The organism is Kitasatospora sp. NPDC059146 (assembly GCF_042786665.1).
In the GTDB taxonomy this organism is placed as follows: Bacteria; Actinomycetota; Actinomycetes; order Streptomycetales; family Streptomycetaceae; genus Kitasatospora.
This window is the reverse complement of sequence record NZ_JBHZCY010000089.1, coordinates 1-23,035: the sequence shown is the minus strand read 5'-3', so window position 1 is coordinate 23,035 and position 23,035 is coordinate 1. Positions and strand designations below refer to the sequence as shown.

General features: G+C 73.2%; 20 protein-coding genes. 18 read left to right on the top strand and 2 right to left on the bottom strand.

The features are described from left to right. The first annotated feature begins 44 nt into the window (after nucleotides 1-44). The 4 genes from ACFXPX_RS30225 to rpsD all read left to right on the top strand — a co-directional run bounded on the left by ACFXPX_RS30225 (nucleotide 45) and on the right by rpsD (nucleotide 3,931). Nucleotides 45-563 (top strand): GNAT family N-acetyltransferase, encoded by a 519-nt coding sequence (locus ACFXPX_RS30225; protein WP_375889993.1) that lies wholly within the window; start codon nucleotides 45-47, stop codon nucleotides 561-563. Between the two features lie 120 nt (nucleotides 564-683). Next, a complete protein-coding gene (gene ppk2, locus ACFXPX_RS30220) occupies nucleotides 684-1,505 on the top strand; it encodes a polyphosphate kinase 2 (protein ID WP_375889991.1) in 822 nt (273 codons plus the stop codon). Nucleotides 1,506-1,573: 68 nt separating this feature from the next. Then, nucleotides 1,574-3,004, top strand: coding sequence for a replication-associated recombination protein A (locus ACFXPX_RS30215; protein WP_380526850.1), 1,431 nt, complete (start codon nucleotides 1,574-1,576; stop codon nucleotides 3,002-3,004). Nucleotides 3,005-3,316: 312 nt separating this feature from the next. After that, complete coding sequence (gene rpsD / locus ACFXPX_RS30210; protein WP_030240707.1) at nucleotides 3,317-3,931, top strand: 30S ribosomal protein S4; 615 nt, start codon at nucleotides 3,317-3,319, stop codon at nucleotides 3,929-3,931. A gap of 100 nt (nucleotides 3,932-4,031) precedes the next feature. On the opposite strand, the gene ACFXPX_RS30205 is transcribed toward rpsD, so the two are convergent. Next, nucleotides 4,032-4,349 (bottom strand): tetratricopeptide repeat protein, encoded by a 318-nt coding sequence (locus ACFXPX_RS30205; RefSeq protein WP_375889988.1) that lies wholly within the window; start codon nucleotides 4,347-4,349, stop codon nucleotides 4,032-4,034. Nucleotides 4,350-4,397: 48 nt separating this feature from the next. Then, a complete protein-coding gene (locus ACFXPX_RS30200) occupies nucleotides 4,398-6,617 on the bottom strand; it encodes an ATP-binding protein (RefSeq protein WP_380644108.1) in 2,220 nt (739 codons plus the stop codon). A gap of 218 nt (nucleotides 6,618-6,835) precedes the next feature. Between ACFXPX_RS30200 and ACFXPX_RS30195 the strand changes: the two genes are divergently transcribed. The 14 genes from ACFXPX_RS30195 to ACFXPX_RS30130 all read left to right on the top strand — a co-directional run bounded on the left by ACFXPX_RS30195 (nucleotide 6,836) and on the right by ACFXPX_RS30130 (nucleotide 22,950). Next, the gene (locus tag ACFXPX_RS30195; protein ID WP_375889985.1) at nucleotides 6,836-7,315 is read left to right on the top strand and encodes a DUF948 domain-containing protein; all 480 of its coding nucleotides are present in this window, start codon (nucleotides 6,836-6,838) and stop codon (nucleotides 7,313-7,315) included. Between the two features lie 4 nt (nucleotides 7,316-7,319). Beyond that, nucleotides 7,320-7,751 (top strand): DUF6167 family protein, encoded by a 432-nt coding sequence (locus tag ACFXPX_RS30190; RefSeq protein WP_375889983.1) that lies wholly within the window; start codon nucleotides 7,320-7,322, stop codon nucleotides 7,749-7,751. After that, entirely contained in the window at nucleotides 7,751-10,420 is a 2,670-nt protein-coding gene (gene alaS, locus ACFXPX_RS30185) for an alanine--tRNA ligase (RefSeq protein WP_375889982.1), read from the top strand. The genes ACFXPX_RS30190 and alaS overlap by 1 nt, the downstream gene beginning before the upstream one ends. Next, nucleotides 10,420-10,899 (top strand): Holliday junction resolvase RuvX, encoded by a 480-nt coding sequence (gene ruvX, locus ACFXPX_RS30180; RefSeq protein ID WP_380526855.1) that lies wholly within the window; start codon nucleotides 10,420-10,422, stop codon nucleotides 10,897-10,899. The genes alaS and ruvX overlap by 1 nt, the downstream gene beginning before the upstream one ends. 261 nt (nucleotides 10,900-11,160) lie before the next feature. Further along, nucleotides 11,161-12,396 (top strand): endolytic transglycosylase MltG, encoded by a 1,236-nt coding sequence (mltG, locus tag ACFXPX_RS30175; RefSeq protein WP_380532164.1) that lies wholly within the window; start codon nucleotides 11,161-11,163, stop codon nucleotides 12,394-12,396. 188 nt (nucleotides 12,397-12,584) lie between these two features. Next, a complete protein-coding gene (gene mltG, locus ACFXPX_RS30170; RefSeq protein ID WP_380532167.1) occupies nucleotides 12,585-14,510 on the top strand; it encodes an endolytic transglycosylase MltG in 1,926 nt (641 codons plus the stop codon). A 51-nt stretch (nucleotides 14,511-14,561) separates the two neighbouring features. After that, nucleotides 14,562-15,392 (top strand): shikimate dehydrogenase, encoded by an 831-nt coding sequence (locus ACFXPX_RS30165; RefSeq protein WP_380644107.1) that lies wholly within the window; start codon nucleotides 14,562-14,564, stop codon nucleotides 15,390-15,392. 179 nt (nucleotides 15,393-15,571) lie between these two features. Continuing rightward, a complete protein-coding gene (gene aroC, locus ACFXPX_RS30160) occupies nucleotides 15,572-16,756 on the top strand; it encodes a chorismate synthase (RefSeq protein WP_375889974.1) in 1,185 nt (394 codons plus the stop codon). Further along, nucleotides 16,753-17,274 (top strand): shikimate kinase, encoded by a 522-nt coding sequence (locus ACFXPX_RS30155; protein WP_380532174.1) that lies wholly within the window; start codon nucleotides 16,753-16,755, stop codon nucleotides 17,272-17,274. Before aroC ends, ACFXPX_RS30155 begins: the two co-directional genes overlap by 4 nt. Then, nucleotides 17,267-18,358 carry a 3-dehydroquinate synthase gene (gene aroB, locus ACFXPX_RS30150; RefSeq protein ID WP_375889972.1) on the top strand — a complete coding sequence of 364 codons (1,092 nt, stop codon included), beginning with the start codon at nucleotides 17,267-17,269 and terminating at the stop codon, nucleotides 18,356-18,358. The genes ACFXPX_RS30155 and aroB overlap by 8 nt, the downstream gene beginning before the upstream one ends. 8 nt (nucleotides 18,359-18,366) lie before the next feature. Next, entirely contained in the window at nucleotides 18,367-18,795 is a 429-nt protein-coding gene (gene aroQ, locus ACFXPX_RS30145) for a type II 3-dehydroquinate dehydratase (RefSeq protein ID WP_375890060.1), read from the top strand. A gap of 290 nt (nucleotides 18,796-19,085) precedes the next feature. Further along, nucleotides 19,086-19,997 (top strand): AAA family ATPase, encoded by a 912-nt coding sequence (locus tag ACFXPX_RS30140; protein ID WP_380644106.1) that lies wholly within the window; start codon nucleotides 19,086-19,088, stop codon nucleotides 19,995-19,997. Nucleotides 19,998-20,075: 78 nt separating this feature from the next. Continuing rightward, nucleotides 20,076-20,885: an Fpg/Nei family DNA glycosylase gene (locus ACFXPX_RS30135; protein ID WP_375889969.1), complete on the top strand. Its 810-nt coding sequence runs from the start codon at nucleotides 20,076-20,078 to the stop codon at nucleotides 20,883-20,885. 70 nt (nucleotides 20,886-20,955) lie between these two features. Beyond that, complete coding sequence (locus tag ACFXPX_RS30130; RefSeq protein WP_380595034.1) at nucleotides 20,956-22,950, top strand: AAA family ATPase; 1,995 nt, start codon at nucleotides 20,956-20,958, stop codon at nucleotides 22,948-22,950. Nucleotides 22,951-23,035 lie beyond the last annotated feature (85 nt).

Below are 23,035 nucleotides of genomic sequence, written 5' to 3'. Positions count from 1 at the left end.
GGGGCCGGTCCACAACGTGGTGTGACACAGGGAGGGTTGACTCGATGCAGGTCACCACGAGAGTCGAATGTCCGCAGGACGCCCCGGCGACCAGGCGCGTGCTCATGGCCGCGTTCCCCGGGCCGGACGAGGCGGACCTGGTGGATGCGCTGCGCCGCGACCCGGCCTGGCTGCCCGGGCTGTCGCTGGTCGCGGTCGACGACGGCGGGCTGGTGATCGGCCACGCCCTGCTGACCCGGCTGCGGGTCGGTGACGGCGGCGGGGCCGGTGACGCGCTGGCGCTCGCGCCGGTGGCGGTGGCGCCCGAGTGGCAGCGCCGGGGCGTCGGCGAACTCGTCGTCCGGGCGGCGCTGGCGGCCGCCGAGGAGGCGGGGGAGAAGCTGGTGGTGGTGCTCGGCGATCCCGGGTACTACGGACGGTTCGGCTTCATCCCGGCCGGGCGGCACGAGGTCTCCGGCCCGTTCGAGGTGCCGGAGGCGTACTTCCAGGTGCTGCCGCTGGCGGCGTACGACGGCGACCCGCGCGGGCTGTGCCGCTACCCGGAGCCCTTCGTCGCGGTCTAGCGGACGTCTCGGGGGCGTCCCGCGATCCGGTTCGCCCCTTCCTCCGGTCCGACCTGCGGGGTCACCGTTCTGCGCCTACGGTGAAGGGTCATCGGCAGTAGTCGGACGGAGGACCCGAGAGTGGCCAAGGGGCAGCAGCGGACCGCGAAGCCGGAACGACTGGCGAAGAAGCCGTACGAGCGGGAACTGCTGCGGCTGCAGCAGGAGCTGGTGAAGCTCCAGGAGTGGGTGCGGGTCGAGGGCGCCCGCCTGGTGGTGGTCTTCGAGGGGCGGGACGCGGCCGGCAAGGGCGGGGCGATCAAGCGGGTGACGGAGTACCTGAACCCGCGCATCGCCCGGGTCGCGGCGCTGCCCACCCCGACCGAGCGGCAGAAGACCCAGTGGTACTTCCAGCGGTACGTCGAACAGCTCCCGGCGGCCGGGGAGATCGTGCTGTTCGACCGCAGCTGGTACAACCGGGCCGGGGTCGAGCGGGTGATGGGCTTCTGCAGCGACGAGGAGTACTGGCAGTTCCTGCACCAGTGCCCGACCTTCGAGCAGATGCTGATCGAGGCGGGCATCCTGCTGCGCAAGTACTGGTTCTCGGTCAGTGACACCGAGCAGGAGCAGCGGTTCCGGGACCGGCTGGAGGACCCGATGAAGCGCTGGAAGCTCTCCCCGATGGACGTGGAGTCGATCACCCACTGGGAGGACTACTCGCGGGCCAAGGACGAGATGTTCGTCTACACCGACATCCCGCAGTCGCCCTGGCACGTGGTGGAGAGCGACGACAAGCGGCGGGCCCGGATCAACATGATCGCCCACCTGCTCTCCACCGTCCCGTACCACGAGGTCGCCCCGCCGCGGATCGAGCTGCCGCCCCGCCCGGCCCCGCACGGCTACCAGCGGCCCCCGCGCGACCTGCAGAAGTACGTCCCGGACCACGCCGCCGGGCTGCGGTAGCCGGCATCGCGCGGGGGCGGGCACCGCGCGGGGGCGGGCCTGTCGGCGGGCTCAACTAGGCTTCCGGTGTGGACGAACCGGACCTCTTCACCGCCGCCGCCGAGGAACTCCAGGCCAGGGAGCCCGGCCGGGCCCCGCTGGCCGTACGGATGCGCCCGCGCACCCTGGACGAGGTGGCCGGGCAGCGGCAGCTGCTGAAGCCGGGCTCGCCGCTGCGCCGGCTGGTGGCGGGCTCCCGCGGGCCGGCCGCCACCAGCTCGGTGATCCTCTGGGGGCCGCCCGGCACCGGCAAGACCACCCTGGCCCACGTGATCAGCCAGGCCGTGGAGGGCCGCTTCGTCGAGCTCTCCGCGATCACCGCCGGGGTCAAGGAGGTCCGGGCGGTGATCGACGGCGCCCGGCGGGCGGTCGGCATGTCCGGCCGGGAGACGGTGCTGTTCCTGGACGAGATCCACCGCTTCTCCAAGGCCCAGCAGGACTCGCTGCTGCCCGCCGTGGAGAACCGCTGGGTCACCCTGATCGCGGCGACCACCGAGAACCCGTACTTCTCGGTGATCTCCCCGCTGCTGTCCCGTTCGCTGCTGCTCACCCTGGAGTCGCTCACCGACGAGGACGTCCGGGCGCTGCTGCGCCGGGCGGTGGAGGACGAGCGCGGCCTGGAGGGCGCGCTGGAGCTGACCCCGGAGGCCGAGGACCACCTGGTGCGGCTCGCCGGCGGGGACGCCCGGCGGGCGCTGACCACGCTGGAGGCGGCGGCCGGGGCGGCGCTGGAGAAGGGCGAGGCGAGCATCTCGCTGGCCACCACCGAGACCGCCGTGAACCAGGCGGCGGTGCGCTACGACAAGGACGGCGACCAGCACTACGACGTGGCCAGTGCGCTGATCAAGTCGATCCGCGGCAGCGACGTGGACGCCACGCTGCACTACCTGGCCCGGATGATCGAGGCGGGGGAAGACCCGCGGTTCATCGCCCGGCGGCTGATGATCTCGGCCAGCGAGGACGTCGGCCTGGCCGACCCGACGGCGCTGCAGACGGCGGTGGCGGCGGCCCAGGCGGTGGCGCTGATCGGCTTCCCGGAGGCCCGGATCATCCTGTCCCAGGCGGCGATCGCGCTGGCGCTGGCACCCAAGTCCAACTCGGCCTACCTGGCGATCGACGCGGCGCTGGCGGACGTGCGGCAGGGGCTGGCCGGGGCCGTCCCGCCGCACCTGCGGGACGCCCACTACGGCGGCGCGGGCAAGCTCGGGCACGGCCAGGGCTACCAGTACCCGCACGACCTGCCGGAGGGCATCGCCACCCAGCAGTACGCGCCGGACTCGGTGCACGGCCGGGAGTACTACCGGCCGAACCGGCGCGGCGGCGAGGTGCGGTACGCGGACACCGTGGACTGGACGCGCGGGCGGCTGCGGGGGGAGCGCCGGAGCGCCGAGAAGCAGGCGGACAGGGCTGAGAGGAAGGCTGGGGAGGCCGGGGAGGCGCCCGGGGAAAAGGGCGCGTGATCCACCGGTATACTCGGTCGGAGTGCCAAGTCCCGGGACGGCGGCGGGGGAGACCCCACCGACCGGCCGCACCAGCGGGACATCGGCCGTAGGCCTCCTCCGGGAGGCCCGCACCAGGAGCGTCGCGCACCGTTTCGGTGTCGCGGACGGCCCGGTTTTCCGGGCCCTCCGTGTGACCAGCACTTCATGTGCCCGGCTCCGGAGAGCGGCTGATCCCTTCGCGCAGGCGTCGGGGTTATCTCCGGGTCGCGACATGCGACCTCCGTCAACACCTGGTGAAAGCCGTATTCGTAAGCAAGGAAGGTTTGGTTCATGGCGAACCAGAAGCGTCCCAAGGTCAAGATCGCGCGTGCGCTCGGCGTGCCGCTGACCCCGAAGTCCGTCAAGTACTTCGAGGCCCGCCCGTACCCGCCCGGCCAGCACGGCCGTGGTCGCAAGCAGAACTCGGACTACAAGGTCCGTCTGCTCGAGAAGCAGCGTCTGCGCGCCCAGTACGACCTGAGCGAGAAGCAGATGGCCCGCGCGTTCGACCGCGCGAAGAAGGCCGAGGGCAAGACCGGTGAGGCGCTCGTCGCCGACCTGGAGACCCGTCTGGACTCCCTGGTCCTGCGTTCGGGCATCGCCCGCACCATCTACCAGGCCCGCCAGATGGTCGTCCACGGCCACATCGAGGTCAACGGCGGCAAGGTCAACAAGCCGTCGTTCCAGATGAAGCCGGGCTTCGTGGTCACCGTCCGCGAGCGCTCCAAGGAGAAGGTCCCCTTCCAGGTCGCCCGTGAGGGTGGCTACGCGGGTGAGGGCCAGACCCCGAAGTACCTCGAGGTCAACCTGAAGGCCCTGGCCTTCCGCCTGGACCGTGCGCCGCAGCGCAAGGAGGTCCCGGTGATCTGTGACGAGCAGCTGGTCGTCGAGTACTACTCGCGCTGACCCGCGCTCGGTTCGCAGTTCGCCGAACCGGCAGCGAGCCCCCGTCGCCTTTCGAGGCGGCGGGGGCTCGTCCCTTTTCCGGTGCCGGTCGGCCCTCCGGCTACAGCTCCGCGCCGGTCATCGCGGCGGCCAGCCGCAGGTGCGGGCGGGCCTCCTCGCCGCGGCCCTGGCGCTCCAGGGTGCGGCCGAGCATCAGCCGGGCGTAGTCCTCGGCCGGGTCGAGGTCGAGGATCCGGCGCAGTTCGGCCTCGGCGCGGCCGAGCTGGGCGGAGTGGAAGTAGCTGCGGGCCAGCAGCAGCCGGACCGAGAGGTTGGCCGGCTCCTCGGCCAGCACGCCTTCCAGCATGCGGGCGGCGTCGCTGTACGCCTTGGACTCGAAGTAGAAGTTCGCGAGGCGGTACTCGTCGTGGACGGCCATGGTGCTCCTTCCGGGTGGATCCTTGCCTCCTCAAGCAATCCGCAAGCTTCAGCTATTCCGCACCGGCGCCGGGGCCGGTGCGGGCGGCACCGAACAGGGTCCGGGGCCGGGTTCCGGGCCGCCCGGCGCGCCCCCGTCGCCGAGCGCCCGGCCGACCGCGGCGTCCAGGTCCAGCCGCCCGCCCACCAGGTAGCAGTCCTCGTACTCCTGCTCGGTGAGCCCGGCCCGGGCGCGCTCGGCGCACTCCTGGTGGGTGCCGAAGAAGGAGCGGGACCCCAGGAAGGGGTTGCCGACCGCGCGCCAGATCCGGTGCGCCGCGCCCTGCAGCACCCGGGCCTCGCACAGGGCGGCCGGCTCGCCCGGCGAGGGCGGCTCGGTCTCCAGCAGTGCCAGCAGGTCGATCCCCAGCACGATGCCGAGCAGGTCGTGGAAGCGGTGGTTCAGCCGGACGCACTCGCGGGCCAGCACGCGGGCCGGCTGGACGGCGCCGTCCAGGTAGTGCGAGTACGCCATCGCGTACAGCACGTAGCCGTACGCCCACTGCTCGCCGTGCTCCTCGCACACCTCGCGGGCCTGGCCGAACCAGAGCTCGGCGCTGTCCGGATCGCCCTGGAACAGGTAGGCGAGGCCCAGCTCGACCATCGCCATCACCACGTTGCTGTTGAGCTCGCCGATGGTCCGGTAGTGCCAGAGCGCCTCCTCGAACAGCTCGGCGGCGCGCTCCGGGTCGTCACCGATCAGGGCGGCGCAGCCCTGGCGGTGGACGGCGTAGGCGAGGGCCCGGTCGTCGCCGGTGTCCAGGGCCTGGCGGCGGCACTCCTCCAGGGCGGGGCGGGCGACGCCGAGGTCGCCCTGGAGGGTGGCCATGTAGCCGGTCACCCAGAGGGCCTTGGCCCGGACCTCGGTGGGCTCGCGGTCCAGGGCGAGCGCGCGGTCCAGCCAGTGCCGGCCCTCGCCGAGGTGGCCGCAGCCGACCCAGTAGAACCACAGGGTGCCGGCCAGCAGCAGGGCGATCTGCTCCTCGCCGGGCTCGGCGAGGCAGAACTCCAGCGCGGCGCGCAGGTTGGCGTGGGCGAGCAGGGTGCGCTCGGCGGTCTCGGCCTGCCGGGGGCCGAACCACTCGACCTCGCCCCAGGTGGCCACGCCCAGGTACCAGTCCCGGTGGCGGCGCAGCAGCCGGTGCTCCTCGCCGGCGGCGCGCAGCCAGTGGCCGCCGTACTCGCGCAGGGTGTCCAGCAGGCGGAAGCGGACGCCGAAGGCGCTGTCCTCGCGCAGTACCACCGACTTGGCGACGAGTTCGTCGAGCAGGTCGAGCACGTCCTCGGGCTCGATGCCCTCGCCGGCGCAGACGTACTCGGTGGCCTCCAGGTCGAAACTGCCGGCGAAGACCGACAGGCGGGCCCAGAGTAAACGTTCCTGCACTGTGCAGAGCTCGTGACTCCAGCCGATCGTGGTGCGCAGCGTCTGGTGTCTGGGCAGGGCCGTCCGGGAGCCGCCGGTGAGCAGCCGGAAGCGGTCGTCCAGCCGGGCCGTGATCTGTTCCACCGACAGCGCGCGCAGCCGCCCGGCGGCCAGCTCCACGGCCAGCGGGATGCCGTCGAGCCGACGGCAGAGCAGGCCGACCGCCTCCGCGTTCGCCTCGGTCACCGCGAAGGACGGCAGGACGGCCCGCGCCCGGTCGGCGAACAGCCGCACCGCGTCCGGCAGCGGGGCCGGGGCGTCCGGCCGCTCCTGCGGCGGGTCGACCGGCAGCGGGGTCAGCGTCAGCAGGTGCTCGCCCGAGGCCCGCAGCGCGGTGCGGCTGGTGGCCAGCACCCGCAGCCCGGGCAGCGCGCGCAGCAGCGCGTCGGTCAGCTCGGCGCACGCCTCCACCAGGTGCTCGCAGCCGTCCAGCACCAGCAGCAGGCGGCGCCCCGCCAGGTGCTCGCCCAGCACGTCCAACGGTGGCCGGGCGGTGCCGTCGGTCAGCCGCAGCGCCTCCAGCACGGCGTGGCCGAGCAGCAGCGGGTCCTGCACCGGGGCCACGTCCACCAGCCAGGTGCCGTCCGGGAAGGCCTCGGCCGCCCGGTCCGCCGCCCGCAGCGCGAGCCGGCTCTTGCCGACCCCGCCGGGCCCGGTCACCGTCACCAGCCGCGCCCCGGCGAGCAGACCCGCCAGCTCGGCCAGTTCCCGCCCGCGCCCGACGAAGCCCGTCACCTCGGCGGGCAGCCGGCCCGGCTCCGACTCGCGCGGCCACGCCGCGGGCTGTGCTGTCCAGTCGCCGGCCAAGCGCTGCTCCCCGTTGTTCCCGGCCCGGACCGCGGCGGTCCGGACGTGCGTCGGGCCGTACGGGCGACGGCCCGCCTGGCTGAACGAGGTGACCGGACGGTAGGTTACGCGCGCGGTTCGCACATCCGGGCGAGGCCACGGCCGTGACCCGGTCCGGAAAGCGGACCCGGGCGCGATAGGGTTCGGTTGGGAACCGCAAGGCGAGGGAGCGCGCAGAAGTGTCCGTGGGAGAGCTGGCCGGCTTGCTCGTCGCCGTGTTCTGGGCGGTCCTGGTCACCCTGCTCGCGGTGGTGCTGGTGCGACTCTCCCGGGTGTTGAAGGAAGCCACCGTCCTGGTCTCCGCGGTCACCGAACAAGCCGTCCCGCTGCTGGCCGACGCCGGTGCCGCGGTGCGCAGCGCCAACGAGCAGCTGGACCGGGTGGACGAGATCACCGCCAACGTCCAGGACGCCGCCGCCAACGCCAAGGCGCTCTCCTCCACCGCGGCCGCCACCCTGGGCGGACCGCTCATGAAGGTCGCCGCGTTCAGCTACGGCGTCCGCAAGGCCGTCGCCAAGCAGCAGGGCACCCTGCCGAGCGTGCCGGTGCAGCCCGCCGAGCGCGACGAGCTGGCCCGGCTGATCCGGGCCGAGGTGCGCGCCGCGACCGCGCCCAGGAGCGGCCTGTTCTCCCGGGTCCGGCGAGCGGTGAGGGGCTGACCGGATGGCACGGATCTTCTGGATGGCGGTCGGCGCCGGCGCCGCGGTGTGGGCCATGAACAAGGCCAACGGCGCCGTGCAGCGGCTCACCCCGGACAGCCTCTCCGGCACCGCCGCGCGCGGTGCGCTGCACCTGGGCGACCGGGCCAGGCAGTTCGCCCAGGACGTGCGCTCCGGCATGGCCGAGCGCGAGGAGCAGCTCAAGGACGACCTCGGACTGCACGGCACGGCCGTGGCGGAGCCCCGGAGCACCCGCCGGGTGCTGCGCGGCGAGCCGCAGTACCGAGCTATCTCGGCGGTGCCCGGTCGCCCGGCCGCCGCCCTGCCCCCCGCCCGCGCCCTGCCCGACGGCGGGGGCCGCACCGTCCCACAGACCATTGAAGAAACGCCCCGCCGAGCCCTGCCGCGGGGCGGAACGAACCGGAAGGACCACTAATGGAGTCGGCTGAGATCCGCCGCCGCTGGCTGCGCTTCTTCGAGGAGCGCGGCCACACCGTCGTTCCGTCGGCGTCCCTGGTCGCCGACGACCCCACCCTGCTGCTGGTCAACGCCGGCATGGTGCCGTTCAAGCCCTACTTCCTGGGCGAGGTCAAGCCGCAGTTCTCGCGCGCCACCAGCGTCCAGAAGTGCGTGCGCACCCTCGACATCGAGGAGGTCGGGAAGACCACCCGGCACGGCTCCTTCTTCCAGATGTGCGGCAACTTCTCCTTCGGTGACTACTTCAAGGAAGGAGCCATCAAGTTCGCCTGGGAGCTGCTCACCACTCCCGTCGCCGACGGTGGCTACGGCCTGGAGAAGGAGAAGCTCTGGATCACCGTCTACAAGGACGACGACGAGGCCGAGCAGATCTGGCGCGACGTCATCGGCGTGCCCTCCGAGCGCATCCAGCGCCTGGGCATGAAGGACAACTTCTGGTCGATGGGCGTCCCCGGCCCGTGCGGCCCGTGCTCGGAGATCAACTACGACCGCGGCCCCGCGTACGGCGAGGAGGGCGGCCCGGCGGTCAACGGCGAGCGCTACCTGGAGATCTGGAACCTGGTCTTCATGCAGTACGAGCGCGGCCACGGCGACGGCAAGGACGGCTTCGAGATCCTCGGCGACCTGCCGAGCAAGAACATCGACACCGGTCTCGGCCTGGAGCGCCTCGCCGCCATCCTGCAGGACGTCGACAACCTCTTCGAGATCGACACCAGCCGGATGATCCTCGACCGCGCCGCCGAGCTCACCGGCCACACCTACGGCGCCGACCACAAGTCGGACGTCTCGCTGCGCGTGGTCACCGACCACATCCGCACCGCGCTGATGCTGGTCGGCGACGGCGTCACCCCCGGCAACGAGGGCCGCGGCTACGTGCTGCGCCGCATCCTGCGCCGCGCCATCCGCAACATGCGCCTGCTGGGCGCCACCGAGCCGGTGGCCAAGGAGCTCATCGACGTCGCGATCAAGGCGATGGCGCCGCAGTACCCCGACCTGGAGAGCGACCGCAAGCGCATCGAGACGGTCGTCGTCGGCGAGGAGGCGGCCTTCCTGCAGACCCTCAAGGCCGGCACCAACCTGCTGGACGTCGCGGTCACCGAGACCAAGCAGTCCGGTGGCGTGGTGCTCTCCGGCGACCAGGCCTTCAAGCTGCACGACACCTACGGCTTCCCGATCGACCTCACCCTGGAGATGGCCGAGGAGCAGGGCCTCCAGGTCGACGAGGCCGGCTTCCGCCGTCTGATGCAGGAGCAGCGGGACCGCGCCAAGGCGGACGCCAAGGCGAAGAAGATGGGCCACGCCGACGTCGCCGCGTACCGCGAGGTCGCCGACAAGTCCGGCGCGAGCGTCTTCACCGGCTACAGCCTGACCGAGGGCGAGGCCACCGTCGTCGGCCTGCTGGTGGACGGCGTCCCGGCGCCGGCCGCCTCCGAGGGCGACGAGGTCGAGCTGATCCTCGACCGCACCCCGTTCTACGCCGAGGGCGGCGGCCAGCTCGCCGACCACGGCCGGATCCGGCTGGAGTCCGGCGCGGTCGTCGAGATCCGCGACGTGCAGCAGCCCGTCCCGGGCGTCGTCGTCCACTCGGGCGGCGTGCTGTTCGGCGAGGTCGTGCTCGGCGCCTCGGCGTACGCCACGATCGACATCGACCGCCGCCGGGCGATCGCCCGCGCCCACTCGGCCACCCACCTGACCCACCAGGCGCTGCGCGACGCGCTCGGCCCGACGGCCGCCCAGGCCGGCTCCGAGAACGCCCCGGGCCGCTTCCGCTTCGACTTCGGCTCGCCCGCCGCCGTTCCGGGCAGCGTGCTGGTGGACGTCGAGCAGAAGATCAACGACGTGCTGGGCCGCGAGCTGGAGGTCACCGCCGAGGTCATGACGATGGACCAGGCCCGCAAGGCCGGCGCCATCGCGATGTTCGGCGAGAAGTACGGCGACGAGGTGCGGGTCGTCTCGATCGGCGACTTCTCCAAGGAGCTGTGCGGCGGCACCCACGTCGGCAACACCGCCCAGCTGGGCCTGGTGAAGCTGCTCGGCGAGTCCTCGATCGGCTCCGGCGTGCGCCGCGTCGAGGCGCTGGTCGGCGTCGACGCGTACAAGTTCCTGGCCCGCGAGCACACCGTGGTGGCCCAGCTCACCGAGCTGGTCAAGGGCCGCCCGGAGGAGCTGCCGGAGAAGATCTCGGGCATGCTCGCCAAGCTCAAGGACGCCGAGAAGGAGATCGAGCGCTTCCGCGCCGAGAAGGTGCTGGCCGCCGCGGCGGGCCTGGCCGACTCGGCCGAGGACGTGCACGGCATCGCCGTGGTCGCCGCGCAGGTCGCCGACGGCGTGGGCGCGGACGAGCTGCGCAAGCTGGTCCTGGACGTGCGCGGCCGTCTGGGCGCCCGCCCGGCCGTGGTCGCCGCGTTCACGGTGGCCAACGACCGCCCGCTGACCGTGATCGCGACCAACGAGGACGCCCGCGGCCGCGGCATCAAGGCCGGCGAGCTGGTCCGCACCGCCGCCAAGACCCTCGGCGGCGGCGGTGGCGGCAAGGACGACGTCGCCCAGGGCGGCGGCTCCAACCCGGCCGCGGTCGGCGAGGCGATCGCCGCGGTGCGCGGCCTGGTCGCGGAGCGCGCCAGCTGATGGAGCAGGAGGAGAGGCCCTTCCGGCGTGGGCGGCGGATCGCCGTCGACGTCGGTGACGCCCGGATCGGGGTCGCGTCCTGCGACCCCGACGGGGTGCTCGCCACACCGGTGGAGACCGTTCCGGCCGGGGTGAAGTCGCAGGCCAGGATCGCCGCGATCGTCGAGGAGTACGACGCGATCGAGGTGGTCGTCGGGCTGCCGCGCTCGCTCAGCGGCAAGGAGGGTCCGGCCGCGGAGAAGGTCCGGGCCTACGCCACGCGGCTGGCCAACCGGGTCTACCCGGTGACGGTGCGGCTGGTGGACGAGCGGATGACGACCGTCACCGCGACCCACGGGCTGCGCGCCTCGGGGGTCAAGGCGAAGAAGGGCCGCTCGGTGGTCGACCAGGCCGCCGCGGTGGTGATCCTCCAGACCGCCCTTGAGTCCGAACGGGTGAGCGGACGCCCGCCCGGTGAGAGCGTCGAGGCGACCGGCTGACCGGCCTGCTCTAACGTCCCGAAGAGGGGTGCGGGGGGGCCCGGCCGCCCCGCCCCCCCGGTGGGGGGGTTGCGGGTGGGGTTTGGGTGGGGATGCTAAGGATGGCGGGGGGGGGGGGGGGGTAGGTAGGTTCGTGGCGGACAGGTCGGCAGGGACCCCTCTTTCGTTCGTTTCCGTGTCCGTTTCGGATCGATCTGCATCGATTCGCGTCGGCTCGGAGCGATTCTCAGCGATTCGGGACCGCCGAGGGGACCGCGAGCCATGACCGACCAGGACTTCCACCCGGGGCTCACCCCGGGACACCTGGGTGCGCCGGTGCTGGAGCCGGAGGGCCGTCCTCCGGGTGCGCCCCGGCCGCGCTCCGATGCGCCGGATCCGCACCGACGGCGTAACGGACTGGCCTGCGGACTCACCGCCTTCGCCCTGGTCGCCGTCTTCGGCGGGATCGGGCTCACCGGCTACACCTGGTTCCAGCACCAGCGCAAACCCGCGGCGGCCGCCGACTACGCGGGGCAGGGCAGCGGCAGCGTCCAGGTCTCGGTGCCGGAGGGCGCGGGCCTGTCCCAGATCGCCTCCGCGCTGGTCCGCAACGGGGTGGTGGCCAGCTCGCTCGCCTTCACCCGGGCGGCGAAGGGCAGCGCGGCCGCCGCCGGGCGGATCCAGCCCGGCACGTACACCTTGAAGCAGAAGATGTCGGCCGCCGCCGCGCTGTCCGTCCTGATCGACCCGGCCAACGCCAACGGCCTCACCATTCCCGAGGGGTGGCGCGGCTACCAGATCTTCGCGGCGATCGACAAGAAGCTCAACCTCCCCGCGGGCACCACCCAGAAGGCCGCCCAGGACCAGGGCGCCGAACTCGGCCTCCCGGACTTCGCCAAGGGCAGCCCCGAGGGCTACCTGTTCCCGGCCACCTACGCCGTCACCGACGGGACCACCGCGCTGGACCTGTTGAAGCAGATGGTCGAGCGGGCGGGCAAGGAGTTCAGCCGGGACGACGCCAACGTCGTCGCGCAGAACCTCGGGCAGAGCCTGTACGGGCTGGTCACCGTCGCCAGCATGGTCCAGGGCGAGGCCGACAACACCGAGGACATGGGCAAGGTGGCCCGGGTCATCTACAACCGGCTGGCCAAGGGGATGCCGCTCCAGCTGGACTCCACCATCAACTACGCCCTCGGCCGCTCGACCCTGAACACCACGGTCACCGACACCAGGCTGGACTCCCCGTACAACACCTACCTGCACCCGGGCCTGCCGCCGTCGCCGATCTCCAACCCGGGCCGGCAGGCGATCATGGCGGCGCTGGACCCGACGCCGGGGGACTGGGTCTACTTCGTGACCGTGAAGCCCGGGGACACCCGCTTCACCGACAGCTTCGAGGTGCAGCAGAAGAACGTCGCCGAGTTCAACGCCGCCCGGGCGGCCAAGCCGAGCGCCCCGGACTCGCCCGCTCCGAACGCCGCCGCCACCCCCTCGACACCGGGCGCCGCCACCCCGTGACGGCCCCGTACGCCGAGCGTGAGGTCGCTCACTGACAGTGCGTCCGCCCGGGCGGGGGTACGGCTGCGGTACGGTAACGTCTCCTCCCAGGCGCTGCGCTAGCACGCCGGTTCGAGAATCAGCCGGGACCGCGTCGTCCCGGACGGCCGGTCCGATCCTCCGGTCGTCACCGTCGGTTAAGGGGATCAATGACCGATCTGGGTGGGGGCTACGGCCCCCAGGGCGAGCCGTGGCACCCCGGTGATCCCGGGTACGGCGGTCAGCAGCCGGTCCCCGGCCAGCAGGACGGCCAGTGGCAGCAGTACCCGCAGCAGGACCAGCACGGCCAGCAGCCGTACGGGGACGCGCAGCAGGGGTACCCGCAGCAGCAGATCCACAACGGCCACCCCCAGCAGATGATGCCGCCCCAGGGGTACCAGCAGCACGGCATGCCGCAGCAGGGGTACCCGCAGCAGCAGATGCCGCAGCAGGGCTTCGACCAGGGGTACCCGCAGCAGGGCATGGGCCAGCAGGACATGGGTCATCCGGGCATGGGCCAGCCCGGCATGGGTCAGCAGGGGCAGGCCTACCCGCAGCAGATGCAGCAGGGCATGCCCCAGCAGCAGATGCAGCAGGGGATGCCCCAGCAGGGCTACGGGCAGCAGCAGATGCCGGTGCAGCAGCAGGGCATGCCGCAGCAGGTGCAGCAGGGGATGCAGCCGGGGATGCCCCAGCAGCAGGCCGGCATGCAGGAGCCCGCTCCGCAGCAAGCCCGGCCGCGGCGCGCCCGCCCGGCCGTGGAGCCCGAGGCCGCCTCCGGTCCCGGCCCGGACGGCATCGACTGGGAGGCCGAGGCCGCCGCGCTGGAGTCCGGCGCCGATCCGGTCGGCGGCGCGCACGAACCCGCGGAGGGGGAGTGGGACGGCCGCGCCGCGGAGGAGCACCACGAGGGCGACCTCTACCTCGACGAGCACGCCGAGGCCGAGCAGAGCGGTTTCCTCGGTGAGCAGGACGACTCCCGCGAGGCGAAGAAGAAGCGCAAGGAGAGCGGCAAGAAGGCGGGCCGTCGCAACGGCGGCGCCTGCCTGGTGGTCGCCGTGGTGCTGCTGGGCCTGCTCGGCGGCGGGGGCTGGTGGGGCTACGGCTTCTACCAGGACCACTTCGGTCCGCCGCCGGACTTCACCGGCGAGGGCACCGGCTCCGTCCAGATCGAGGTCAAGCAGGGCGCGGTCGGCGGGCAGATCGGTGCCGCCCTCAAGGCCGCCGGTGTGGTCAAGAGCGTCGACGCCTTCACCAAGGCCTGCGACGCCGAGCCCAAGTGCACCACGATCCAGTACGGCTTCTACACCTTGAAGAAGGAGATGCCGGCCGCGGCCGCGGTCAAGGAACTGCTGGACCAGGCGGGCGGCGCGGCGATCGTGTTCCCGGAGGGCAAGAACTCCTCCGAGATCTACGCCACCATCGACAGCAAGTTGAAGCTCCAGAAGGGCACCACGGCGGGCGTCGCCAAGGCGCAGGTCAACGACCTCGGGCTGCCGGCGTACGCGAACGGCAACATCGAGGGCTTCCTCTGGCCGACCCGCTACAACATCGCCGACGGCATGAAGCCCGAGGACCTGCTCAAGCAGATGGTGAAGACCGCCACCGACAAGTACGCCAACCTCGACGGCCAGGCCTCCAAGGCGGGCCTCAAGAACGGCTACGAGGTGGTCATCGAGGCGAGCATCCTGCAGCGCGAGGGCAACAACCCGGGCGACTTCGCCAAGATGGCCAGGACCATCCAGAACCGGCTGGCCAGCGACGCCGTGCGCCACACGCTCGGCATGGACACCACGCTGCAGTACTCGCTGGGCCGCAAGGAGCTCACGTCGAAGGACATCAACGACGGGTCCAACAAGTTCAACACCTACATCAACCCGGGCCTGCCGCCGACGCCGATCTCCAACCCCGGCGACGAGGCGCTCAACGCGGTGCTCAACCCGGCGGACGGCAAGTGGCTGTACTTCATCGCGATGTCCCCGACCAACACCCTGTTCGCCGAGACGGACAAGGAGCACGCGGCCAACGTCGAGGCGTACTGCAAGGCGGCGGGCCAGGGCTTCGACAAGGTCGGCCTGCACTGCACCACGAAGTAGGCGGCACCACCGAGTAGCCGTCACCGAACCGTCGTTCACGGAGAGGCAGTGTTGACCAGCAAGCACCGGGCGGCCGTCCTCGGCTCGCCGATCGCCCACTCGCTCTCGCCCGACCTGCACCGGGCCGCCTTCGCGGCGCTCGGGCTGGACGGCTGGCGCTACGACCGCTTCGAGGTCGACGAGGCCGCCCTGCCCGGGTTCCTCGCCGGGCTGGACGAGGCCGAGTGGGCGGGGCTGTCGCTGACCATGCCGTTGAAGCGGGCGATCATCCCGCTGCTGGACGAGGTCAGCGCCACGGCCCGGGCGGTGGACGCGGTGAACACCGTGGTGTTCACCGCCGACGGGCGGCGCACCGGGTTCAACACCGACGTCCCCGGCCTGGTCAACGCGCTGAGCGAGCGCGGCATCGCCGAGGTGTCCGCTGCTGCCGTGCTGGGGGCCGGGGCCACCGCCTCCTCGGCGCTGGCCGCGCTGGCCCAGGTCTGCACCGGCGAGGTGACGGTCTACGTGCGCAGCGCCGAGCGGGCCCGGGAGATGGCCGAGCTGGGCGAGCGGCTCGGCGTGGCGGTGCGGACCGAGGACTGGGAGCGCGGTGCGGAGGCGCTGGAGCGGCCGCTGACCGTCTCCACCACCCCGGTCGGGGCGACCGACGGCTTCGCCGCGGGGCTGCCCACGGACCCGGGGGCGCTGTTCGACGTGCTGTACCACCCGTGGCCGACGGCGCTGGCCGCCGCCTGCGCCGCGCGCGGGGCGACCGTCCTCGGCGGACTGGACCTGCTGGTCCACCAGGCGGTGCTGCAGAGCGAGGCCTTCACCGGGCGGGCGCCCGGGCCGCTGGCGGCGATGCGCGGGGCGGGGGAGCGGGCGCTGGCCGGGGGCTGAGCCCCCGGGCCGGACGTGCCGTCGCGCGCGGCCGAATCGTTTCGTGGAGTGACCGGTTGCCGTCCGTCACGCGGACTGTGCCCCCGGGGGCTGCCGGGTCATGAAAGGATTCGGACAGAAGGCACGCTCGGGCGGGCCCCGGCGGTGCCGTGGGCCGGCCCGCTGATGAAGGAGCTCCGTTGGGTACGTTGCGCTGGCTGACGGCGGGGGAGTCGCACGGCCCCGCACTCGTCGCGACGCTGGAAGGCCTGCCCGCCGGTGTACCGGTCACCACCGACGTGGTGGCCGACGCGCTGGCGCGCCGCCGGCTCGGTTACGGCCGCGGGGCGCGGATGAAGTTCGAACAGGACGAGGTGACCTTCCTCGGCGGCGTCCGGCACGGCCTGACCATGGGCAGCCCGGTCGCGATCATGGTCGGCAACACCGAGTGGCCGAAGTGGGAGCAGGTCATGTCGGCCGACCCGGTCGACCCCGAGGTGCTGGCGGGCCTGGCCCGCAACGAGGCGCTGACCCGCCCCCGGCCCGGCCACGCCGACCTGGCCGGCATGCAGAAGTACTCGATCGAGGAGGCCCGGCCGATCCTGGAGCGCGCCAGCGCCCGGGAGACGGCCGCGCGGGTCGCGCTGGGCGCGGTCGCCCGTGCGTACCTGCGCGAGGTGGCCGGGATCGAGATCGTCAGCCACGTGGTCGAGCTGGCCGCCGCCAAGGCGCCGGCCGGCGTGCTGCCGCTGCCCTCGGACGAGGCCCGGCTGGACGCCGACCCGGTGCGCTGCCTGGACGCGGACGCGTCGAAGGCGATGGTCGCCGAGATCGACCAGGCCCACAAGGACGGCGACACCCTCGGCGGCGTGGTCGAGGTGCTCGCGTACGGCGTGCCGGTGGGCCTCGGCTCGCACGTGCACTGGGACCGCCGGCTGGACGCGCGGCTGGCCGCCGCGCTGATGGGCATCCAGGCGATCAAGGGCGTCGAGGTCGGCGACGGCTTCGACCTGGCCCGGGTCCCCGGGTCGCAGGCGCACGACGAGATCGTCCCGACCCCCGAGGGCGTCAAGCGCACCTCCGGCCGCTCCGGCGGCACCGAGGGCGGCCTGTCCACCGGCGAGGTGCTGCGGGTGCGGGCCGCGATGAAGCCGATCGCGACCGTGCCGCGGGCGCTGCAGACCCTGGACGTGCGCACCGGTGAGCCGGCCAAGGCGCACCACCAGCGTTCGGACGTCTGCGCGGTGCCGGCCGCCGGCATCGTCGCCGAGGCGATGGTCGCGCTGGTGCTGGCGGACGCGGTGAACGAGAAGTTCGGCGGCGACAACGTCTCCGAGACCCGCCGCAACGTCCAGGGCTACCTCGACAACCTGATCATCCGATGACGAAGCCCGTCGTGGTGCTGGTCGGCCCGCCCGGCAGTGGCAAGTCCACCGTCGGGCGGGTCCTGGCCGAGCGCCTGGGCGTCGGCTTCCGGGACACCGACGCCGACATCGAGGCGCTGGCCGGCAAGCCCATCCCGGAGATCTTCATCGACGAGGGCGAGCCGCACTTCCGCGAGCTGGAGGTCCGCGCCGTGCGCGCGGCCGCCGAGGGACACGACGGGGTGCTGGCGCTCGGCGGCGGCGCGGTGATGGCCGAGGCCACCCGCGCGCTGCTGCGCGAGCTGCCGGTGGCCTTCCTGGAGGTCCCGCTGGGCGACGCGGTCAAGCGGGTCGGCCTGGACGCCCCGCGCCCGCTGCTGGCCGTCAACCCCCGGGCCCGCTGGCGCGAGCTGATGGAGGCCCGTCGCCCCCTCTACCTGGAGGTGGCCACCGCCGTCGTCGACACCGCCGACCGCACCCCCGAGCAGGTCGCGGACGCCGTACTGGAAGCACTGGAGCTGAACACCCCCCATGACTGACACCACCGTCAGGATTCACGTCGGCGGCAGCGCCGGCCACGACCCGTACGACGTGCTGATCGGGCACCAGCTGCTCGGCGAGCTGGCGCCGCTGATCGGGACCCGGGCCAAGCGGGTCGCGATCATCCACCCGGAGGCGCTCGCCGCCACCGCCGACGCCGTCCGCGAGGACCTGGCCGGCGAGGGGTACGAGGCGATCGCGCTCCAGGTGCCCAACGCCGAGGAGGCGAAGAGCGCCGAGGTCGCCGCGTACTGCTGGTCGGTGCTCGGCCAGACCGGCTTCACCCGCAGCGACGTCGTGGTCGGCCTCGGCGGCGGGGCCACCACCGACCTGGCCGGCTTCGTCGCGGCCACCTGGCTGCGCGGGGTGCGCTGGATCTCCATGCCCACCACGCTGCTCGGCATGGTCGACGCGGCCGTCGGCGGCAAGACCGGCATCAACATCGCCGAGGGCAAGAACATGGTCGGCGCCTTCCACCCGCCGGTGGGCGTGCTGGCCGACCTCGGCACTCTGGAGACCGTGCCCAAGCACGACTACGTCTCCGGCCTCGCCGAGGTCATCAAGTGCGGCTTCATCGCCGACCCGGCCATCCTCGACCTGATCGAGGCGGACCCGGAGGGCGCCAGGACGCCGGCCGGCCCGCACACCGTCGAGCTGATCCGCCGGGCCATCCAGGTCAAGGCCGACGTCGTCTCCGGGGACCTCAAGGAGTCCGGCCGGCGCGAGATCCTCAACTACGGCCACACCCTCGGCCACGCCATCGAGCGCAACGAGCGCTACAAGTGGCGGCACGGCGCGGCGATCTCCATCGGCATGGTCTTCGCCGCCGAACTCGGCCGCCTGGCGGGCCGGTTGGACGACGAGACGGCCGACCGCCACCGCACCGTGCTGGCCTCGGTCGGCCTGCCGCTGACGTACCGGGCGGACGCCTGGCCCAAGCTGCTGGACGCGATGAAGATCGACAAGAAGTCGCGCGGCGACCTGATCCGCTTCATCGTCCTGGACGGCCTGGGCAAGACCTCCGTGCTGGAGGGCCCCGACCCGTCGCTGCTGGTCGCCGCGTACGCGGAGGTCTCGGCGTGACCCGGGTGATGGTGCTCAACGGCCCCAACCTGGGCCGGCTGGGCAGCCGGGAGCCGGACGTCTACGGGGCCACCTCGTACGCCGGGCTGGTCGAGCGCTGCACCGCGCTGGGCAAGGAGTTCGGCTTCGAGGTCGAGGTGCACGAGACCAACTCCGAGCAGCAGATGGTGGAGTGGCTGCACGAGGCGGCCGACGGGCAGGTGCCCGTGGTGATCAACCCGGGCGCGTTCACCCACTACTCGTACGCGATGCGGGACGCCGCTGCGCAGCGCACCGCGCCGCTGATCGAGGTGCACATCTCCAACCCGTACGCGCGGGAGACCTTCCGGCACAACTCGGTGATCGCGGCGGTGGCCTCCGGCACCATCGCGGGCTTCGGGATCGGGTCGTACGAGCTTGCGCTGCGGGCGCTGGCGGAGCAGCTCGCCGCGCGCTGAGGAGCGGGGCGGCGGGGCCTTGGGGCGCGGGTTTCGGGTGCCGTCGACGGTCGCTGAACGGCTGTGACGGGAACCGACCGGATTCGACGCGAGTTGACCTTGTGACGGGCGCGAGTTGGCCGACGGTTGACCCGAGTTGACGCCGGTCGACCACGGGTCGACCACGAGCCGACCTGGGCCGAAACCGCCCGTGGCCGGGCGGGCAGGGCGCGTTCGGCGGCCCGGCGGCGGACTGTGCCCGCTGCCGGGCCGCCGTGTAATGTCCCCGCTGAGAGGTGTCGGGAGGTGCCGTGACGCAGTACGCCGGAGGCGGGGAGGTCCCGCCGCGTCCCGCCGCTCCGCCGGTGCCGCCGGTGGGCGGTGCGGGGGTGTCCCCGCCGGTCGTTCCGGCCCCGGTCGCCGCGCCCGCCGCCGCGCCTCCGCCGCCTCCGTCGCCGCCGCCCGCCGCGGTGTCCGTCACGGCTCCGGCCCCCGTCCCGAACCCCGTGCCGGTGCCGAACCCGGTGGCGGCGCCGAACCCCGTGTCCGTCCCCGCCGCGGCACCGCCGCCCGTGCCCCTCCCGGCCGGCGGCACCGGGCACTTCGTGCTGCCCGCCGGCACGCCCGTCCAGCTCCCCGCCCACCCCTCGCAGCGCCACACGCCCGCCGGCCCCATCGCCGTCCTGCTGATCGGCCCGGCCGGGGCGGGCAAGACCACCGTCGCCCGGTACTGGGCCGAGCGCCGGGGCACCCCGACCGCGCACATCAGCCTGGACGACGTCCGCGAGTGGGTGCAGTCCGGCTTCGCCAACCCGCAGGCCGGCTGGAACAACGCCTCCGAGGCCCAGTACCGGCTGGCCCGCCGGACCTGCGGATTCGCCTGCCGCAACTACCTGGCCAACGGCATCTCCTGCATCATCGACGACGCCGTCTTCCCGGACCGCCCGGCGATCGGCCTCGGCGGCTGGAAGCGGCACATCGGCCCGGGCATGATCCCGGTGGTGCTGCTGCCCAGCCTGGACTCGGTGCTGCGCCGCAACGCCCGCCGCGGCGGCACCAGGCGGCTCGGTGACGAGGAGGTCGCGCGCATCCACGGGCGGATGGCCGGCTGGTACAACTCCGGACTGCCGATCATCGACAACTCGTACCTGGACGTCGCCGGTACGGCCGCCGAGCTGGACCGGGTCATCCTGGCCCGGCTGATGGGCATGCCGGTCCGCTGACCACGGGGTTCGGGCGCGGCCGGGGGCGGCTGAGATGATGGACGGGTCCTGCCAGAACCACCCGGGGAGCTGACGTCCGTGCCGGAAGGCCACATCATCCACCGCCTCGCCGGCCAGAACCGGAAGGCCTTCGGCGGCCGCCCGGTGCAGGTCTCCAGCCCGCAGGGCCGCTTCGCCGACGAGGCCAAGGCGCTCGACGGGCAGCTGCTCATCGGCGCGGAGGCCACCGGCAAGCACCTCTTCCTCGGCTTCGAGGAGAGCGGCTGGGTGCACATCCATCTCGGGCTCTACGGCGGCTTCACCTTCGGCACCGGCCCGGCGCCCGAGCCGGTGGGGCTGATCCGCCTGCGGCTGGCCAACGACGACGGCTACGCCGACCTGCGCGGCCCCAACACCTGCGCGCTGGTCACCGGGGCCGAGAAGGCCGCCGTCGCCGCCCGCCTCGGCCCCGACCCGCTGCGCGCCGACGCCGACCCGGAGGCCGCCTGGCGCCGGATATCGGGCAGCCGCACGACCGTCGCAGCGCTGCTGATGGACCAGAAGGTGCTGGCCGGGGTCGGCAACGTGTACCGCGCCGAGGTGCTGTTCCGCCACCACATCGCCCCGCACCGGGCCGGCCGCGACCTCACCCGCCGCGAGTGGGACGCGATCTGGGCCGACCTGGTCGACCTGATGCACCAGGGCGCCGCCGCCGGCCGGATCGACACCGTGCGCCCCGAACACACCCCCGAGGCGATGGGCCGCCCACCCCGGGTCGACGACCACGGCGGCGAGGTCTACGTCTACCGCCGCGCCGCGATGCCCTGCCTGGTCTGCGGCACGGAGGTGCGGACGGAGGCGCACGCGGCGCGCAACCTGTTCTGGTGCCCGACCTGCCAGGCGGCCTGAGGAGGATTCAGGCGCCAGGGACCACCCGACGCCGTAGGCTGGGCCCGGGCTGGTCGGAGGGAGCGCGCGGGTGGACGGCTACGAGGTGTCCAACAGCTTGTCGGGCACGGTGGTGCACGGCAACGTGGTCCAGGGCGGGAACGTCACGGTCCAGCTGCCCCCGAAGCACCGAGTCCCGTACCAGGTCAGGCCGCCGCGGAAGAGCTTCGTCAACCGGGAGCGCGAACTCGCCGCGCTCACCGCCGCTTCGGGCGAGGCCGAGCGGGGCGGACCGGCCATCGTGGTGTTCACCGGCCTGGGCGGCGTCGGCAAGACCGAGCTGGTGGCCAAGTTCGCGATGGAGCAGGCGGAGCGCTTCCCGGGGGGTGTGCTCTACGCGGATCTCAAGGCCTACCGGCACCGCTCGGCGGTGGATCTGGCCGGGGTGCTGGAGGGCTTCCTCCGCGCTCTCGGAGTCCGCCCGCCGGACGCGGAGGCGGAGCGCTTCGGGGAGTTCCGGACGGTGACCGCCGAGCAGCGCTGCCTGGTCCTCCTGGACAACGCCGAGCACGCCGCCGAGGTGCGCGCCCTGCTGCCCTCCAGCGGGATGGTGGTGGTGGCGAGTCGGCGGCGGCTGGACGCGTTGCGGATGGACGGTGCCGAGGTGCGGCAGCTGGACCGCCTGGGCGCGACGGCCGCGGCCGCGCTGGTGCGGGGCTGGCTGAGCGCCGAGCGCGGCACCGACGACGAGGTGGCGGCGCTGGTGGAGCGTTGCGACGGGCTGCCGATCGCGCTGAACGCGGTCGGCAGCCAGCTGCTGCGCCGGGGCCGGCTGTCGGTGGGTCAGGTGATCGCCGAACTGTCGCACCAGGAGGGCAGGTTGGCGGTGCTGGACAACGACGAGGGGAACCTGCGGGGAACGTACGACCCGGTGTACGAGCGGCTCTCGCCGCAGGGGCGGGCGCTCTACCACCTGATCGGTGTGCACCCGGGCCCGTTCGTGTCGGCCGAACTGGCGGCCGCGGTGGGCATCGAACGGGCGGAGGACGCCCTGGACGAGCTGTGTGCCGTCCACCTCCTGGACGTGGTCGTCGACCAGGGGGTGGACGACCGCTTCCAGGTCCACGAGGTGGTGCGCACCCACGCCTACCTCTGCGCCCGTGAACTGCCCGACCGCACCGAGCTGTTGGCGCGGGCGGTGGCGTACTACCGGGGCAGGGCGTCGGTGGCCGACCGGGCGACCGGGCCGCGGCTCCGGTTGCAGGACCCGACCGGCGACGCCCTGCCCGGCTTCCGGTCCGGAGCGGACGCGCTGGAGTGGCTGCACGCGGAACGGGCGAACCTGCGAGCGGTGGTGAAGGCCGCGGCCGACCAGCAGTGGCACGACGAGGCGTGGTGGCTGTGCGAGTCGCTGTGGCCGCTCTACCACGGTCGGAAGCTCTACGAGGACTGGATCGCCACCCACCGGACCGGCATCGAGTCGGCCCGGTGGGCCAACAACCCGGACGCGGTGGTCCGGATGCACAACCAGTTGGCCCGGGCGCATTACGAGCGCCAGGACTTCCGGCTCGCCGCCGAGCAGTTGGCGCTCGCCACCGAGCAGGTGCCGCTGGTGGCCAACCGCCAGGTGGTGGGCGTGCTGTACGAGACGGACGGCCTGCTGTGCCTGGCCGACGGCCGGCCCGGTGACGCCGTCGAGCGGTTCACGCTGGCGCTGGAGGAGAACCGGGGCGATGCCCACGGCGAGATCGTGCAGAGCTACAACCTGGCGCAGGCCCTGATCGCCGACGGCCGCCCGGAGGAGGCGCTGGCCGTGCTCGCGGAGGCCGGTGCCCGGGCCGTGGACACGGACGACCGGGACATGCTGATGAAGCTGCCGCTGGTCCGCGCCCGGGCCCACCGCGCGCTCGGCCGGCTCGACCTGGCCGTCGCGGACGCGGGCGACTGCGTGCGGCGGGCCGAGGAACGCAAGGCGTACCCGAAGGAGGCCCAGGCGCACACCCTGCTGCTCGCCCTCGCCGAGGAACTGGACGACCCGGAGTTGGCGGCGCGGAGCCGGGCCCGGCTGCGGGAGCTGGCCGGTTAGGGCCTGTCCGGCGGATCTTGCCAGGCGCGCGACGCCGGGCATCCCGCCTGGACGCACGCCCGAATCGCCCAAGTACGTCCAGTAC

Coding starts and splice junctions, on each gene's coding strand:
- rpsD (WP_030240707.1), top strand. CDS start 3,317: ATGGCGAACCAGAAGCGTCCCAAGGTCAAGATCGCGCGTGCGCTCGGC.
- mltG (WP_380532164.1), top strand. CDS start 11,161: ATGACCGACCAGGACTTCCACCCGGGGCTCACCCCGGGACACCTGGGT.
- ACFXPX_RS30190 (WP_375889983.1), top strand. CDS start 7,320: ATGGCACGGATCTTCTGGATGGCGGTCGGCGCCGGCGCCGCGGTGTGG.
- ACFXPX_RS30155 (WP_380532174.1), top strand. CDS start 16,753: ATGACGAAGCCCGTCGTGGTGCTGGTCGGCCCGCCCGGCAGTGGCAAG.
- aroB (WP_375889972.1), top strand. CDS start 17,267: ATGACTGACACCACCGTCAGGATTCACGTCGGCGGCAGCGCCGGCCAC.
- alaS (WP_375889982.1), top strand. CDS start 7,751: ATGGAGTCGGCTGAGATCCGCCGCCGCTGGCTGCGCTTCTTCGAGGAG.
- ACFXPX_RS30205 (WP_375889988.1), bottom strand. CDS start 4,349: ATGGCCGTCCACGACGAGTACCGCCTCGCGAACTTCTACTTCGAGTCC.
- aroQ (WP_375890060.1), top strand. CDS start 18,367: ATGGTGCTCAACGGCCCCAACCTGGGCCGGCTGGGCAGCCGGGAGCCG.
- ruvX (WP_380526855.1), top strand. CDS start 10,420: ATGGAGCAGGAGGAGAGGCCCTTCCGGCGTGGGCGGCGGATCGCCGTC.
- ACFXPX_RS30225 (WP_375889993.1), top strand. CDS start 45: ATGCAGGTCACCACGAGAGTCGAATGTCCGCAGGACGCCCCGGCGACC.
- mltG (WP_380532167.1), top strand. CDS start 12,585: ATGACCGATCTGGGTGGGGGCTACGGCCCCCAGGGCGAGCCGTGGCAC.